The organism is Snodgrassella sp. W8132 (assembly GCF_016100865.1).
Taxonomy (GTDB): Bacteria; Pseudomonadota; Gammaproteobacteria; order Burkholderiales; family Neisseriaceae; genus Snodgrassella; species Snodgrassella alvi.
Genome location: NZ_JACFRQ010000001.1, coordinates 993,908 through 1,010,082, shown reverse-complemented (window position 1 = coordinate 1,010,082; position 16,175 = coordinate 993,908). Strand labels below are relative to the sequence as shown.

The following is a 16,175-nucleotide window of genomic DNA, read 5'->3' as shown; positions in this document are numbered from 1 at the left end:
ATTATTACAGAATATTGATTGTTGGCGGAATGAATAACCACAATCAATATCCTGTATTTCTTTTTATCTGATACCAATTTGTTCAAACTTTAAATTTATAAAATAAATTATTTTGATATTTAGGTATCCGATTTGTCTTTATTATGTTTATATAATATTGATTGCTTAAAATTAATATCATTTAGTCATTTTCTTTTTGTTTTTCCGACAATTTTTATCAGCGGCGTGCCAGCACTGCTGTAGACAGATAATCCTTAATCCCGCTACTAATTGAGTTTGCAACTTTTTTTCTGAAATCGCTGTTAGATAGTAAGCGTTCTTCAGTCGGATTGGAAATAAAAGCTGTTTCAACCAGAATTGATGGGATATCTGGTGCTTTCAGGACGGCAAAATTTGCCTGATCGACACTGCCTTTATGCAGGTTGTTGATTTTGGCCAGTTGATTCAGTACGTCTTTACCGAGTTTCAGACTATCATTGATGGTAGCTGTCTGAGTCAGATCAAACAGTGTGTTGTTGACATTTTTATCAGTTGAATAATTTACCCCGCCAATCGAATCAGCTGCATTCTGGGTTTGTGCCAGATATTTGGCTGCTGCACTGGTGGCGCCTTTAGGATTAAGTGCATACACACCAGTACCTTTTGCTGACGGATTGGTAAATGCATCTGCATGAATGGAAACAAAAACATCTGCTCTGAGTTTACGCGCTTTGGCTACACGTACACCCAATGGGATAAAAATATCTTCGTTTCGGGTCATATAAGTTTTGTAACCATACGAATCCAATATTTTTTTTACTTCACGCCCTATAGCGAGTACCACATCTTTTTCACGCAGACCGGAAGGACCTGTGGCTCCGGGATCTTCACCACCATGTCCGGGGTCAATCATAATTACAGGCTGACGATTCAGTTTATTTGGTGTACGTGATGGTTGAGGAGGCTGCTGTGTTACTGGAGGTTTATTTTCAGGCAGTTTTTTTACCGGAGGTGTGGATGCTGTAGCCTGAGGACGAGTAGTGCCGTCACTGTTTACTTTACCGTGACTGTAATCCTGTAATAGAGCCATTAACGGATCGTTTTTTTCTTGTTCCATGGCTACGGTGGCTGTAGGGTATAAATCCACTACCAGTCTGTTTTTAAAGTTGGCAACCGGAGCAAGCGAAAATACCTGAGGATTAACGGTGGTTTTCAAATCCATCACGATACGGATGGTTTCAGGATTAAATTGTCCGACGCGGACACTGGCAATATAGGGATCCATTGGGAGAACTTTATTGCTCAGTTCACGTAAAAACTGATTGGTGGCTGACCCCTGAATATCAATAACCAGACGGTCAGGATTCTTTAGCTGAAAATATTTAAAATGGATGGGTGTTGTGGATTCTAATGTCATCCTAGTATAGGCTGTGGCCGGCCAGATGCGTGAAGCCACAATATCAGCCCCTGTCTGGGCTGCACGTACAAATGGAGTTAGGCTGATTAAAAGCGTGCCAGTAGATGCAATTAATAATTTCCGGCGGCTGATGTGGTTGGACATGGTTTATTCTGTAATTTTATTTAATGTTTTTGTTCCGTTTGTAGTAACGGCATTTATCTGTACTGTGCGGCCACTACTTTTGATGGTGATGTTCAGGATAATATCAGCCGGAGGTGCTAAATCGCCGCCAAGCTGTGGCCATTCCATCAAAATAATACTGTCTGCTGTAATCAGTTCATCCAGCCCTGCATCCAGCCATTCTTCCGGATTTTGAAAACGGTATAAATCAAAATGATGCAGGTTAAAGCCTTTAAACGGATAAGTTTCAACTATATTGTAGGTAGGGCTTTTAACCGCACCGTTGTAACCAAGAGCGTTGAGTAAGCCTCTGGTAAAGGTTGTTTTGCCCGCACCCAGATCACCTTCCAGCCAGATAATCAGAGGAGGGCTGATAAGCTGTGCAAAACGTTCGCCCAGTTTCAGGGTATCGTTTTCATCAGCCAGAAAAATTTCACGGACTTCAGTGGCAGACATGGTGTTTTTAATTAATCAAAACGGGGTTATTATGCGATAAAGTTTGTAATAACGAAAGTAATAAAATTCAGTCTGTCTGTCTTGTTTCCGGATTCAGGCTTCTTTTATGTACATTTGTTGTGTACTAAGCTATGAGTATATTTCCGGGTCAATGCTATAATCACAATAATGACTGATATTCGATTAATTCAGTTTATGCTGAACTGAGTTGTCATGGTCAATGATGAAGAGACAAATGACTGCAATACAACAACCTATAGGTGTATTTGATTCCGGGGTGGGCGGCCTGACAGTGGTTCGCGCATTGATGGAACGGCTCCCTAATGAAAATATTATTTATTTTGGTGATACGGCGCGTGTTCCGTATGGTATGAAATCCAGACATACAATTGAAGTTTATACTGAACAGATTGTATCTTTTCTGCTTGAGCATGATGTTAAGGCACTGGTTGTGGCCTGTAATACTATAGCTGCGGTGGCAAGAGAAAAAGTAAGGCAACTTGCAGGCACAATGCCGGTTCTGGATGTAATTGCCGCAGGTGCACAGGCTGCTCTGGAAACCACTCAGAATAATCACATTGGTGTAATAGCCACCAGTACTACTGTTAACAGTAATGCTTATGCCCGGGCGATTCACAATCAGAATGCACAAACGCGTGTTTTTTCACAAGCCTGTCCGTTGCTGGTGCCGCTGGTGGAAGAAGGCTGGCTGGATCATGAAGTTACCCGCTTGACAGCACGGGAGTATCTGAAGCCGATTCTGGCAGAAGAAGTGGATACGCTGGTTTTGGGATGTACTCATTATCCGTTATTGAAGCCTTTAATCCGTCAGGAGGCTCCTGATCTGAAATTAGTTGATTCAGCGATTACGACTGCTGAAGCCACTGCATTGGCACTGGAACAGCATAATCTGATTAATCCTGATCATTCAGGTGCGCAATACCGGTTTTATGTCAGTGATATTCCGCTACGTTTCCAGACAATTGGTGAGCGATTTCTGGGGCGAAGTCTGGAACAGCTGGAAATGGTTTCTTTGGGCTAGGTATTTTGGTTGACAGGTGAGAGATGAGCGCTAAAAAAAGAATTGTGATTCTGATTTCCGGTCGCGGCAGCAATATGCAGGCTCTTGCAGAAGCCGATATTGCGCAGGCAGAAATTGTGGCAGTAATCAGTAATCGGGCTGATGCAGCTGGTTTACTGTGGGCTGCGCAACACGGGCTGACAACAGAGGCAATCAGCCATCATGATTATCCAGGCCGTGAAGCATTTGATGCGGCATTGATCAAGCATATTGATGCTTATCAGCCTGATTTGGTGGTACTGGCTGGCTTTATGCGCATTTTAACACCTGAATTTTGCAGGCATTATACGGACAGGTTAATTAATATTCATCCGTCATTATTGCCGGCTTTTACCGGACTGCACACTCATCAGCGTGTATTGGATAGTGGCTGTCGGGTTGCAGGTTGTACAATTCACTTTGTCACACCCGAACTGGATTGCGGTCCGATTATAGCCCAAGGTGTAGTACCTGTTCTGAACGGGGATACAGCCGATACTCTGGCACAGCGGGTATTAAAGATTGAACATCAGCTTTTACCAAAAGCAGTGGCTGATTTTGTTGCAGGAAATCTGGTGGTTGAAGGTAACAGAGTTAAAAATCTTGCTGATGCTGTTACGGATAATGTGGCCTGCCTGAAAAACTGAGATGTTATGAGAAAAATATGAAGTTGAAAGTATATTCAGGTTTGTTGTTTGTCTGGATAAATTTGCTGTTTATACCTATGGTACAAGCAGCAGACCTGCCTCAGCAGGCACAATTGCAGTTTGTCGACAGTTATGGTTTGCCGGTAAATATGGATTTTGTGCAAAAGGATGGTCAGTATCAGATTAATACGCAAATTAATTTGATTTTTTACCAGATGCAGTTTGTTTCGTCCGGAACCGTAAAAGACTCAGTTTTAAATCCGTTTTCCTACACTGACAGCCGCTTTGGCAAACCATATGCTCAGGCACGTTTTTCTGAGCATGGGGTTGATTATGGTAAGGTTTCCGAAGCAGTTAAACATATCTCGGTGAACGGACCGGTATATGATATGTTTGCTCTTGGCTGGCAGCTGGGATTTAATCAAGGTAAATTGCCCGCAAATACTTATCTGACTAATGGTAAAAAAGTGTACCAACTGGATGCAGTTAACAGCCGTGGTAGTGATCAGCTGATGTTAAACGGACGGCAAATTGAGATCAGACAGTACAGTATCAGTCGTGGCGATGATGTAGTGGAATATGCATTCGCTCCCCAGCTTGAAAATATTCCGGTACGGATTAGCTATGTGGACAATGGTAAAGTATATACATTGCAACTGAAAGGCGGCCGGATTAACGGGAAGGTTTTTTAAGAAATTATGATAAATGCACAACAACTTGATTTAACTACTTCTGCGCTGGCACAGGTGTTAACATTCAGACAGCCTGCAGATGTTGTGCTCTCAGCTTTTTTCCGGCGTGAGCGCAAGCTGGGTATGCGTGACCGGCAGGAAATAGCTGAAACTGTGTTTGCTACTATCCGCCATTTGCAGAAAATTCAGAAGATGCTGCCAAAACCGCATCAAAAACCACGTCGGGCAGCTTTGGCTGCATTGGTTTTAGGGCGGGGAATAAGTGTACACGGTGTAGAATCACTTTGTGACTCAGAAGAAAAGCAGTGGCTGATTGATGTTAAAGAGCAAAAGTCTGCTTTTGCTTCCGATCTGACAACAGCTGCTGAGCTGCCTCAATGGTTAATTGAGTGTCTGCAACAGCAGGGCTGGGATAATAATCAGATTGCTACTTACGGTCGCAGTGTTATGCAGCCGGCGCCGCTGGATGTACGGGTAAATACTCAGAAAGGCAAACGTGATAAGATTCTGTCTGCGTTACAGGCAGAAGGATTGCGTGCTGAAGCTACGCCTTTTTCGCCATGGGGAATCCGGCTATTTGATAAACCGGCTTTAAACAAGCATCCGCTGTTTTTAGACGGTGTGCTGGAAGTTCAGGATGAAGGCAGTCAGCTGCTGGCGTTGATAACAGGCGTTAAACGCGGTCAGATTGCTGTCGATTTCTGTGCCGGAGCCGGTGGTAAAACACTGGCGATGGGGGCAATGATGGCTGGCAGCGGACGGCTGTATGCTTTTGATGTGGCTGAAAAACGTTTGGCTAATATGAAGCCGAGAATGGTTCGGGCAGGTCTCACTAATATTCATCCGCAGCGGATTGATAATGAGCATGATGCCCGTATTGCCAGATTAAAGCATAAGGCAGATTGTGTGCTCGTTGATGCGCCCTGTTCCGGCATGGGCACCTTGCGCCGTAATCCTGATTTAAAATATCGTCAGAGTAATGACAATATCCGGACGTTGCTCGAGCAGCAACAATCAATTTTACAGGCAGCTTCTGAACTGGTACGTCCGGGCGGAAGGCTTGTGTATGCAACTTGCAGTATTCTGGAAACGGAAAATCAGCAACAGTTAAATAATTTTCTGGCAGCCAATACAGGCTGGCATATAGAACCGGTGCAGACTTTGCTTAAAAGTAATGTCTTACCTGATATGCAGGGTAACTATCTGCAGCTGAACACCGGTGAACATCATACAGACGGTTTTTTTGCCGCTGTACTTACACGCATTAAATAAAGTGATATAAGAAGGAATGTACATGAGTACTCAGGAAAGAATTAAAACGCTTGTTACTGAACATCCGGTTGTGTTGTTCATGAAAGGCACTAAGCAGTTTCCACAGTGTGGTTTTTCATCCCGTGCTGTACAAATATTGCAAGCTGCCGGTTTAAAAGAGTTCTATACTGTTAATGTGCTCGAAGATGAAGATATCCGTCAGGGTATCAAGGAATATGCAGACTGGCCGACAATTCCGCAATTGTATGTAAAAGGTGAATTTGTCGGTGGTTCTGACATTATGCTGGAGATGTACGAAGCAGGTGAATTGCAGACTTTGCTGGCGTCTGTCTGACAGAGTTTTGTTCGGAAATATTTTCCGGTAGCTGTTTTATTCAGGTTTTATAGCAATTATTTTTTGGAACTGGCTATGAATATAAATGTGATTGACCATCCTCTGGTGAAGCACAAGCTGTCATTAATGCGAGAAGAGGATTGCAGTACTTATCGTTTTCGTACGCTGACTAAAGAATTGGCTCGCTTAATGGCTTATGAAGCCAGCCGTGATTTTGATGTGGAAATTGTCAAAATGCAGGGCTGGTGTGGTGAGATTGATGCTTACCAGATTAAAGGCAAAACGGTTACTATTGTACCGATTCTGCGGGCAGGGCTGGGTATGCTGGATGGCGTATTGGACTTAATTCCTACAGCTAAAATCAGTGTAGTAGGTTTACAGCGCGATGAAGAAACGCTGGAACCGGTACCTTATTTTGAAAAATTTGTCAGTCAGATGGATAAACGCCCGGCATTGATCATTGATCCAATGCTGGCAACAGGCGGATCCATGAATGCAACTATTGAGTTACTTAAGAAAAAAGGTTGCAAGGATATTAAGGCATTGGTTCTTGTAGCAGCTCCGGAGGGGGTAAAGGCTGTCAATGAAGCTCATCCTGATGTGACTATTTATGCAGCGGCTCTGGATGATCATCTGGATGAAAATGGCTATATTATTCCTGGTTTGGGCGATGCTGGTGACAAGATTTTTGGTACTAAGCACTGGTAATTTAAATTCAGATTATTTCATGCAGTCTGATTGCTGAAAGAATCTGCTAATAAAAAACACAGAATTTTCTGTATGGAAGATTCTGTGTTTTTTATTATGCTGAATTAAATCCAGATTTGTTTTTAAAAATGGATATGGGTATCAGATAAATATTCTAAATAGAATTGGTTTGTTGGATAAGAAATAAGTTTTTGTTTATAAGATGATAAATCAAATATTTGCCGGTTAATTACAATTTGATGCAATCATTTTGTAAGATTTAAGATGTTATTTGTTTTGTGCTTGCAGCTTATCTGGGCTGAATATCAGGCTTACAGCCAGTCCTGCTTTCTGTTCTGAATTTCGCAGGCCAGAGTCTGCCAGACTGATACTGATGTGCCACTGATCACACAGGGTTTTAACGATTGCCAGCCCGAGACCGCTTCCGCTTTCATTGTTGCCCAAAATACGATAAAACGGTTCAAATACTAGCTGGCGTTCAGTTTCAGAGATTCCCTGACCATTGTCTTCTATAAGTAAAATCGTTTTATTATCTGTAGTTGGTCTAATGCCAATGCATATTTGCCCATCAACAGGAGTGTATTTGATGGCATTACTCAGTATATTTTTCAAAATAGTATATAAATCATTACTGCTGACTGGCAGAAAAACATCTTCGCTAATGTCGAAACTTAAGTTCTGTTTTTTTTGTTCGGCCAGCGGCAATAATTCGGCAATTAAATCACGCAGTAAGGGCATTAGTGCAGTTTTCTGAGCATTGTTCGCTATCAGATGTTGCTGCTGCTGATGCTGTGCTCTGGCCATCGATAATAACTGGGTAAGCAGCTGTTCAGTTCGTGCAATACCTGCTTTGATTTGTTCAATAAGTTTGTGTTGATCCTGAATAGTTAATTCCGGTTCATCAAAACGTGCTATTTGCAAGGTAAGTGCGGTAATTGGTGTACGTAATTCATGTGCTGCATGACTAATAAATTTTTTATCATGCTCCATCGCAGCCTGTAGCTGACTGAACAGGCGGTTAAGTGCGGTAATGAAAGGGCGGATTTCTGTCGGTACGTGCCTGGTATCCAAAGGTGATAAATCATTGGCGTTGCGTGCGGTTAATTCGCTACTCATTTCCTGCGTTGCCCGAAACAGGCGGCGAATCCAGATAGCTGTAAACAGCCATAGAATAGGCATTAGAATAAGAAATGGCCAGACTACACTTAATGCACTGTCTTTGGCTATATGATTTCGGTATGCTGTACGCTGAGCAACAATAATCCGCTCACGTTCACGGGTGAGCAGGTAAACCCGCCAATGACGAGCTACCGTAGTAAAGTTATGAAAACCATCAGGTAATTGCTGAAGGTTCTGCACAGCATTATCATCTCCCATCAGAATATTGAGATAAGGTGAATCTAGTGTCTGTGCCAGCACGCGCGGTTTGGGCAGCGTTCTGGCGCTTTCAGGAAAGTTGAGATCTTCCTGTGTATCTCTGCGCAGTATGGAACTGCGCGGATCAAGTAAATGAGCTATCTGCTCCAGCTGAGCATCTTGTAAATCCTGTGTTTCCCGAAAAGCAGTCTGATAGGCAAGAATGTCACCAATAATAGCGATTGAAGTCACTACGATGGTTAAAACCAGTAATAAGCGCCACTGTAGTGATGAGACTATCCGCGTCGGTCTACCAGCCATCCCAGTCCTCGAACATTTTTAATCACATTACTGCCCAGTTTTTTTCTAATTCCGTGAATAACTACTTCTACGGCATTGCTTTCTACTTCTTCATTCCAGCCGTATAGCTTTTCTTCCAGTTCCTGTCGAGACAGTATCGTGCCGGGTTGGAGCAATAAACTGTACATCAAAGCATATTCTCGTGCTGACAGCCGGGTAACCTGTCCGTTGGCACTGACTTCACGAGTAGCAGGATTCAGGGTAATGGTGCCATTGCTTAGTATAGGAGTTGCATGTCCGCTACGGCGGCGTAATAAAGCCCGGATACGCGCCAGTAATTCGGAAGGCGAAAAAGGTTTAATTACATAGTCATCGGCACCGCTGTCCAGACCATTAATGCGTTCTTCCACTGTGTCTCGGGCAGTAATCAGAATAACGGGTAAATCACAGTTTTTTACACGCAAGTGGCGTAAAACACTTAGACCATCCTGTCCGGGTACACCAATATCCAGTAGGGCAATATCATAAATTTCTGGTTGCAATGCATTTTCAGCTGCAATACCGTTAGCAACACAATCAACGGCAAAACCAGCAGCATGCAGCATATCACTTAATGCCTCTGCAATCATTTTGTCGTCTTCAAGAAGTAAAATTCGCATGAGTTAACATTTTTCCGCATAGACTTGTAAACCAGTCTGTATTGTTTCAGACTGTGAGATATCTATGATAACAAAAACCGTTTCAGGATTCCTGAAACGGTTTTATTCAAACGTTAACCAGCGACTGATTAGTTAGTTTCAGTAGTGGTAGTAGTTTGTTTAGTTGTAGTAGTACTAGCAGCTGCTTTTCTGGCATGTGCTTTTTTAGTATGTACTTTTTTTGCTGGTGCTTTTTTAACAGCTGGTTTTACAGTTTTAGCACTGGTGTTTTCAGCTGTAGTGGTTGTAGTAGTGGTGGTGGCTGTAGCTGGTTTAGGGGGAGTAGCAAAGGCAGCAGCAGCAGTTAAACCAAAGATAGCACTTACAACAGCAGCAGTGATTTTTTTCATGACAGATCTCCATTAAAAGTAATTAAAGACAATAACCATCTCGGTTCTTGTTGATGCACAGTATGGCTTTAAATACTTAGGCAAGACTTAGCTAAATGTTGTATATTGTTAATTTAATGTAATTAAATGTTATTATTTAGAGTAAGTATAGATTCGCTTATTAGTTTAAAATTTAAAATAATATGCATTTATAATGGTTTATGTTTGATATATTGAATAAAGACTATTATTTATATACTATTGAAATCTATTCGTTAATAAAAAATAAATGAGATTTTTATAGAAAATGGAACTTAATCTTGTCTTAATATGTGTCTGCTAAAAGTATAAATATAAAGATATTTAAATTACGTGATTATTAGTTCAGAGTTGATTATTATCTAGGATACCAGTGTATGTTTTACTTTTGACATACACTGGTAAGAATAAATGTCTCAGACAGTACGCGCAATTTCCGTAAATGCTTCGGCAGCTAAACCCAGTGTATCTGCAATGATTTCACTGCTATGAGCAGCTGAAACAAAACCCGCTTCATATGCTGATGGTGCAAATGCAACACCGCGTGACAGCATGGCATGGAAAAACTCTTTAAATAATATCTGATTAGTATTTTGCATATCTGCAAAACAGGATGGCAGATTATCAGTAAAGTAGAAACCAAACATTCCGCCTTCACTGCGGCTGCTGAAAGGGATATTGGCTTCACGTGCGATTGCCGTCAGACCCTCACTCAACTGTCGGGTATGTTTGCTGAGTGTAGTGTAAAAATCCGATCGTTGTATGATTTCCAGTGTTTTTAGTCCGGCTGCTACGCATACCGGATTACCGGAAAGTGTACCTGCCTGATATACAGCACCTAAAGGTGATACACAGGCCATGATGTCCGCACGACCACCGAAAGCTGCTACTGGCATACCTCCGCCAATTACTTTGCCAATTGTCGTTAAATCAGGCTTAATACCATGAATGGATTGTGCCCCGCCCAGAGCAACGCGAAAACCGGTCATTACTTCATCGTAAATAAGAACACTTCCGTACCGTTCTGTAAGTTCACGCAATGCCTGAACAAACTCTGTTGTGGCGGGTATCATGTTCATATTACCGGCAATTGGTTCGACAATAACACAGGCAATACTGTCGCCCTTGCTGGCAAAAGTTTGTTGCAAAGCCTCAACGTCGTTATAAGGTAATACCAGGGTATGGCGGCTGAAATCTTCAGGTACGCCGGCAGAGCTGGGATTACCAAAGGTTAGCAGACCAGATCCGGCTTTAACCAGCAGACTATCTGAATGACCATGATAACAGCCTTCAAATTTAATAATATTGTCCCTGCCGGTAAAACCTCTGGCCAGACGGATTGCACTCATGGTTGCTTCTGTACCTGAACTGACCAGTCGAATCTGCTCCATGCTGGGCATGATATGGCGTATTTCTTCAGCAATTCGGATTTCATTTTCTGTCGGTGCGCCAAAAGATAAGCCATTTTCGGCCGCCTGACAGACTGCCTGAACAACTTCAGGATGTGCATGACCGACAATGGCTGGTCCCCATGAACCGACATAATCAACATAACTGGTTTGATTTTCATCCCATACATAAGCTCCCTGAGCTTTATTAATAAAGCGGGGTATGCCGCCGACACTGCCAAAAGCCCGTACAGGAGAATTTACTCCACCGGGAATAATGGCTTTTGCCTCTTCAAAGAGCTGTTGGTTTCTATCCATGATTATGACCTCTGCTTTATTGGAATATCAGATAACTTGCATTCAGGGATTAATCATACTATCGATTACCCTTAAAGGTTAATTGTCTTTAGCTTTTCGAACAGGAATCCGGAAGATAAAATAAAATATCAGGGTAGCAGTAAGTATTTTTAATGGTAAAAAAATAATTGATTTATTAAATATTAATATGTAATTTCTTACTATTGATACTTGATTAAGTAAAACTTATCTATTTTCAAAGAAATTAAGAATAATCTATAGCTGATTGTAAAATCGTAAGTCACATATATAAAGACAGAGCTAAGATTTCAGATTTAAAATCTTATAGCTATATGAAGTTTATGCTTTTTAGCCAGAATAATAGACTGAGTTCTCAGATTCTGAGGCAACTAAAAGAAAATTACTAAACTAGTGTACGAAGCATACGAATAAAACGCGGAAATTTTGATAAATGCTGCACCCACTGATATACCATTAAAGTGTAGCTTTCCTGCGCAATAAAGCGTAATTTCGACTGAGTTGCGGTGTAGCGGGTAGTCGGAGTAGGCGAAAGCTGTACATTTAAACCCAGATCACGTGCTATAAAGCAAGCACGTGCCAGATGATATGGATCGCTGACAATAATAAAGCTATTTAGATCATTATCATCAGCTATGGCTTTTGCATTAACCAGATTCTGCCAGGTGTCACGCGAATGATTTTCATAAATAATATCATTGGCATCAACACCGTTACGGATAGCATAGCGACGTCCGACGGCTGCTTCCGTCATGAAACCGGCTCTGGGGCTGCCACCAGTAAAGAGAATTTTTTTTACTATGCCGGCACGATACAGATTAATGGCATGATTGATACGTTCACGGAAAACTGGTGAAGGGCGCTTATCCCATGCGGCTGCACCAAGCACGATAGCGGCATCGGCTTCTGTCGGTACTTGCTGCGGATGGCTGAGCTGGTAGACTGTAGCAACACTAAAAGCATAGTTGGCCCCAACAAATAGGCTACATCCGGCAATTACAGTGCGCAGACAATACCAAAAACCTAAACGTGTGCCGGAGCCCATTTATTGTTCAAGTAAAGCTTCAATATTCGTTAACGGGCGACCTATAGCGGCATGTTCGCCGTATACAGCTATCGGTCGTTCAATTAAAATCGGATGTGCTGCCATTGCGGCAATCAGAGTATCTTCATCTGCTTCAAGCAGATTCAGTTGTGTAAACAGATCATCTTTACTGCGCATCATTTCCCGTGCTGAATTGATGGCCAGTTTTTGTTTCAGTGAACGAATTTGTGCTTCGGATAAAGGCTCGGTCAGGTAGGGAATGACTTTGGTATTAATATTGCGTACTCGGAGTAAAGACAGGGCAGCGCGCGACTTAGAGCAATTTGGATTATGGTACAGTATGACGGTGTGTGTCATGATTATCCCTGAACTTCTAAAAATAAAAAATCTAAATTGGGAAGTGTGGACGAAACTTCAAATTTTGACAAGTATTATTAATTATTCTAAAGCTAAAGCTGAATTAATGTGTCGGATGTAAATAAATTATCTGCTTTTGAATATGCATTTCAATTGATTTATACAAAATAAAAAAATAAACCCCTTACCTGCTAATGTTTTTGCGGCAAAATTTTATATGAATTATTCTATAATAATTGCTATTAAAGGTAATATTAAGGTAATGATATGTTTCCGTCTGCTCGAGTCTTAAAAAAAATATTTTTAATTAGCGCACTGTTTCTGAGCTGTATTCGTGTGCATGCTGCAGAATTACAAAACTGGCCTCAGCGTACACCGGCTACTTTACCAACTGATTCCCCGATAATGGTAGTAAATGTCTGGGCAACTTGGTGTAAACCTTGTCGTAGTGAAATAGCTATGCTTTCGCGCTGGTATCAGCAACAACGAACTTCAGGGAAGAAAACCGTTGCTGTCGTTGGTGTATCTTTAGATAATGATGCAAATTTACAACGCTTTACTCAGCAGGTGTCCGTACCGTATCCGTTATACCGTTATACAGGTTCGGATAGCCGTGCATGGATGCAACGATTAGGCAATAATATTGGCGGAGTACCTTTTACTCAGGTTCAGGCACCTAAATGCGGTTTTCAGCAGGCATTGATAGGTACACTGAGTGAAATAAAGCTGAATCAAGTGATTACTGAAGCCAGACGGCTGTGTAAACAGCACAACGTTCGTTTATAGATTTTCCTGTAGGTCAAGATTAAAGTGGGTGCCACGGTTCATTTGCTGATTTAGCCCGTCCTGTACCATTAATAGCGCAGTTACCAGTGACAGCTTATATTGCTGATTAATAGTTTGCCGATACCAGTATTGTAATATTTTAAGCAGTGTAAGCATTTCATCAGTTCGCCGGCAAATTCCAAAATAACTGCTCATGGAGTGTTGCAGTGCTTGCATGCTGAAAGAAGGGATATCCTGAATCGGATGAGGATGTTCCGGAAAAATAATTTCCTGCCAGGTTAATTCTGATGAATTCTTCTGCTGATTGATTGGCCATGTTTGCGGATATTCTTTAGAAGCAACTATCGATGCCGCGGCATTGCGTCCGGTTACGACACATTCAAGTAAAGAATTACTGGCCAGACGATTGGCACCATGTAGCCCGGTACAGGCAGTTTCACCTATAGCATACAACTGAACCATATCGGTACGCCCATCGGTGTCTGCAACAATGCCGCCACAGGCATAGTGTGCTGCTGGTGCTACCGGAATTAATTCACGAGTGATATCCAAACCCTGTTGCAGACAATGCTGGTGAATTTGTGGGAAATGTGTGCGGATAAAGCTTTCAGGTAAATGAGTAATATCCAGATACACACAGTGATGGCCGGTTTTGGCTATTTCGCTGGCAATGGCGCGTGCAACAATATCACGCGGAGCCAGCTCGGCACGGTTATCGTATTCAGGCATAAAGCGCCGGCCTTGCTGATTACGTAAAATACCTCCTTCACCGCGTACAGCCTCAGAAATCAGAAAACACGGATTTTCAGGTAAGGCAAGTGCTGTGGGATGGAACTGTACGAAAGCCAGATTCTGAGTTCTGCAACCAGCCATAGCCGCTAAAGCAACTCCCAGTCCATTTGCTGTTACCGGATTAGTGGTCAGAGTGAATAATTGTCCCAATCCTCCGGTTGCCAGTACTGTATGCTTAGCCTGAATGGTTACGGTCTCATCAGTTTGTGCCATCTGTACGACTGCTCCGGTACAAACTGAATTTTCATGCACCAAATCGATAACACAGCTATGCGGCAAAATATGAATATTTGGTCGTGCTGATAGCTGTTGCTGGAGTGTATGAGTAATACTGCGACCAGTATGATCTGCTGCATGTACGATACGCCGCCGGCCATGTCCGCCTTCACGTGTCAGGTGCAGGTGACCATTCTCACGGGTAAATTCCACGCCATGGGCGCATAACCATTCAATAGCACTGTTGCCTTCAACCAGAATCTCGGCAGTCTGTTTTTCATTACAGCAGCCGGCACCGGCTATAAGCGTATCCTTAATATGTTCGGCTACACTGTCTGCCTGATCGATAACAGCTGCTACACCGCCTTGTGCCAGATTACTGGCACAAGTTGATAAATCTTCTTTTGCCAGCAAAGTAATGTGAAAATTTTCCGGTAAAGATAAGGCTACCGTCAGCCCGGCCAAACCGGCACCGATAATCAAAACATCGGTATTATTAACAGAGCAGGGTGTGATATTGGTCATGTTGGCTAATCCAGTGAGCAAAAATATCGGGGGAATGGTTTTCTGTATGGTAAGGATTGGTCTTATCAGTATGAAATTCCCGCCATGCAGTTGAAAAATCAAGCATACGCTGTATGGAAATACCAGCCTGTTTACCCAAAGCAGAAGGTAGATCGATTTTATGCTGTTCTGGTTTGCTTAAAGCATCTATACAGGCTTGTAATCCGTTCATAGCCATCCAGGGACAGAAAGCACAAGACTTGCAGGTGGCACCATTGCCTGCAGTAGGCGCAGCCAGAAAGGTTTTTTCCGGAGCATGTTTATGCATTTCATGTAATATGCCCTGATCTGTCGCTACAATAAATGTATCTGCCGAATCGTGAATTGCTGCCTGCAACAGACGGCTGGTAGAACCTACTACATCAGCTAAAGCGACTACAGCGGCCGGTGATTCAGGATGAACCAGTATTTTGGCATGCGGATAGCGTGCTTTCATTAAAGCCAGTTCCTGACCTTTAAATTCATTATGTACCAGACAGGAGCCCTGCCAGAGCACCATATCTGCACCAGTCTGATTCTGAATATATTCTCCAAGATGTCTGTCCGGACCCCAGATAATTTTTTTTCCCTGGGCATGTAAAAAAGAAACAATTTCCAGAGCAATTGACGAAGTTACGACCCAGTCAGCCCTGGCCTTAACTTCGGCACTGGTATTGGCGTAAACCACAACTGTCCGATCCGGGTACTGGTTGCAGAAAGCAGTAAATTCTTCTGCCGGACAACCCAGATCAAGAGAGCAGGTGGCTTCAGTATCGGGCATAAGAATAGTTTTTTCCGGACTGAGTATTCGTGCAGTTTCGCCCATAAATTTCACTCCGGCTACCAATAAAGTCTTTGCCGGATGCTGTGCTCCGAAACGTGCCATTTCCAGTGAATCACCAACCATGCCGCCTGTAGCCAGAGCCAGATCCTGTAATTCCGGTTCAACATAGTAATGTGCCAGCATCACAGCTTGCTGTTGCAGTAATAGAGCTTTTACCTGTTCAATATATTTTTGCTTTTGTTGCCGGTCCAATTGCTGTGGAATTTTAGCCCAGGCACATTGCAGCACAGCAGATTCATCTTTAGTAGTTTGCGCAGCATTCTCAGAAGCTGCAACTGATGACAATTGTGGTTTTTCGTAATCGAATGCACGCCATTGATTGGTACTTTGCATAATCGCTCCTGAAAGGAATAATTAATTGTGCTCATAATGAGTATATAAGGCAATACGAAAAAACCAAAAACTCGTATAAACTCGGC

The 16,175-nt window shown here is 42.5% G+C and carries 17 protein-coding genes; 7 read left to right on the top strand and 10 right to left on the bottom strand.

Annotated features, from left to right (window positions below):
• Positions 1-217 precede the first annotated feature (217 nt).
• Entirely contained in the window at positions 218-1,540 is a 1,323-nt protein-coding gene (locus H3U82_RS04530) for an N-acetylmuramoyl-L-alanine amidase (protein ID WP_198209418.1), read from the bottom strand.
• Between the two features lie 3 nt (positions 1,541-1,543).
• Positions 1,544-2,014 carry a tRNA (adenosine(37)-N6)-threonylcarbamoyltransferase complex ATPase subunit type 1 TsaE gene (tsaE, locus tag H3U82_RS04525; protein WP_198209416.1) on the bottom strand — a complete coding sequence of 157 codons (471 nt, stop codon included), beginning with the start codon at positions 2,012-2,014 and terminating at the stop codon, positions 1,544-1,546.
• A gap of 235 nt (positions 2,015-2,249) precedes the next feature.
• Between tsaE and murI the strand changes: the two genes are divergently transcribed.
• From murI to upp, 6 genes are all read left to right on the top strand, one after another.
• Complete coding sequence (gene murI, locus H3U82_RS04520) at positions 2,250-3,056, top strand: glutamate racemase (protein WP_038648809.1); 807 nt, start codon at positions 2,250-2,252, stop codon at positions 3,054-3,056.
• A gap of 23 nt (positions 3,057-3,079) precedes the next feature.
• Positions 3,080-3,721: a phosphoribosylglycinamide formyltransferase gene (gene purN / locus H3U82_RS04515; protein ID WP_198209413.1), complete on the top strand. Its 642-nt coding sequence runs from the start codon at positions 3,080-3,082 to the stop codon at positions 3,719-3,721.
• A 17-nt stretch (positions 3,722-3,738) separates the two neighbouring features.
• Positions 3,739-4,413 carry a DUF3108 domain-containing protein gene (locus tag H3U82_RS04510; RefSeq protein ID WP_198209411.1) on the top strand — a complete coding sequence of 225 codons (675 nt, stop codon included), beginning with the start codon at positions 3,739-3,741 and terminating at the stop codon, positions 4,411-4,413.
• A gap of 9 nt (positions 4,414-4,422) precedes the next feature.
• Positions 4,423-5,685: an RsmB/NOP family class I SAM-dependent RNA methyltransferase gene (locus tag H3U82_RS04505; protein WP_198209981.1), complete on the top strand. Its 1,263-nt coding sequence runs from the start codon at positions 4,423-4,425 to the stop codon at positions 5,683-5,685.
• A 22-nt stretch (positions 5,686-5,707) separates the two neighbouring features.
• On the top strand, positions 5,708-6,019 hold the full coding sequence (grxD, locus tag H3U82_RS04500) for a Grx4 family monothiol glutaredoxin (protein ID WP_025330563.1): 312 nt from the start codon (positions 5,708-5,710) through the stop codon (positions 6,017-6,019).
• Positions 6,020-6,094: 75 nt separating this feature from the next.
• Positions 6,095-6,727 carry a uracil phosphoribosyltransferase gene (upp, locus tag H3U82_RS04495; RefSeq protein WP_198209409.1) on the top strand — a complete coding sequence of 211 codons (633 nt, stop codon included), beginning with the start codon at positions 6,095-6,097 and terminating at the stop codon, positions 6,725-6,727.
• Between the two features lie 267 nt (positions 6,728-6,994).
• On the opposite strand, the gene H3U82_RS04490 is transcribed toward upp, so the two are convergent.
• The 6 genes from H3U82_RS04490 to arsC all read right to left on the bottom strand — a co-directional run bounded on the left by H3U82_RS04490 (position 6,995) and on the right by arsC (position 12,575).
• Positions 6,995-8,404 carry an ATP-binding protein gene (locus H3U82_RS04490; RefSeq protein ID WP_198190129.1) on the bottom strand — a complete coding sequence of 470 codons (1,410 nt, stop codon included), beginning with the start codon at positions 8,402-8,404 and terminating at the stop codon, positions 6,995-6,997.
• The gene (locus tag H3U82_RS04485) at positions 8,380-9,042 is read right to left on the bottom strand and encodes a response regulator transcription factor (protein ID WP_084551581.1); all 663 of its coding nucleotides are present in this window, start codon (positions 9,040-9,042) and stop codon (positions 8,380-8,382) included. Before H3U82_RS04485 ends, H3U82_RS04490 begins: the two co-directional genes overlap by 25 nt.
• 128 nt (positions 9,043-9,170) lie before the next feature.
• The gene (locus H3U82_RS04480) at positions 9,171-9,431 is read right to left on the bottom strand and encodes a hypothetical protein (protein WP_084551580.1); all 261 of its coding nucleotides are present in this window, start codon (positions 9,429-9,431) and stop codon (positions 9,171-9,173) included.
• A 434-nt stretch (positions 9,432-9,865) separates the two neighbouring features.
• Positions 9,866-11,155, bottom strand: a complete 1,290-nt coding sequence (gene hemL, locus H3U82_RS04475; RefSeq protein ID WP_198209407.1) for a glutamate-1-semialdehyde 2,1-aminomutase — start codon at positions 11,153-11,155, stop codon at positions 9,866-9,868.
• Between the two features lie 403 nt (positions 11,156-11,558).
• Positions 11,559-12,218, bottom strand: coding sequence for a YdcF family protein (locus H3U82_RS04470; RefSeq protein WP_198209405.1), 660 nt, complete (start codon positions 12,216-12,218; stop codon positions 11,559-11,561).
• Entirely contained in the window at positions 12,219-12,575 is a 357-nt protein-coding gene (arsC, locus tag H3U82_RS04465) for an arsenate reductase (glutaredoxin) (RefSeq protein ID WP_025330570.1), read from the bottom strand. It lies immediately after the preceding gene.
• Positions 12,576-12,842: 267 nt separating this feature from the next.
• On the opposite strand from arsC, the gene H3U82_RS04460 reads away from it, so the two are divergent.
• Positions 12,843-13,361 carry a TlpA disulfide reductase family protein gene (locus tag H3U82_RS04460; protein ID WP_198209403.1) on the top strand — a complete coding sequence of 173 codons (519 nt, stop codon included), beginning with the start codon at positions 12,843-12,845 and terminating at the stop codon, positions 13,359-13,361.
• Here the strand turns inward: H3U82_RS04460 and nadB are convergent.
• Together nadB and nadA are read right to left on the bottom strand one after the other, a co-directional pair.
• Positions 13,356-14,894: an L-aspartate oxidase gene (gene nadB / locus H3U82_RS04455; protein WP_198209401.1), complete on the bottom strand. Its 1,539-nt coding sequence runs from the start codon at positions 14,892-14,894 to the stop codon at positions 13,356-13,358. The genes H3U82_RS04460 and nadB overlap by 6 nt on opposite strands.
• Positions 14,866-16,089 carry a quinolinate synthase NadA gene (gene nadA, locus H3U82_RS04450; RefSeq protein ID WP_198209399.1) on the bottom strand — a complete coding sequence of 408 codons (1,224 nt, stop codon included), beginning with the start codon at positions 16,087-16,089 and terminating at the stop codon, positions 14,866-14,868. Before nadA ends, nadB begins: the two co-directional genes overlap by 29 nt.
• Positions 16,090-16,175: the final 86 nt, after the last annotated feature.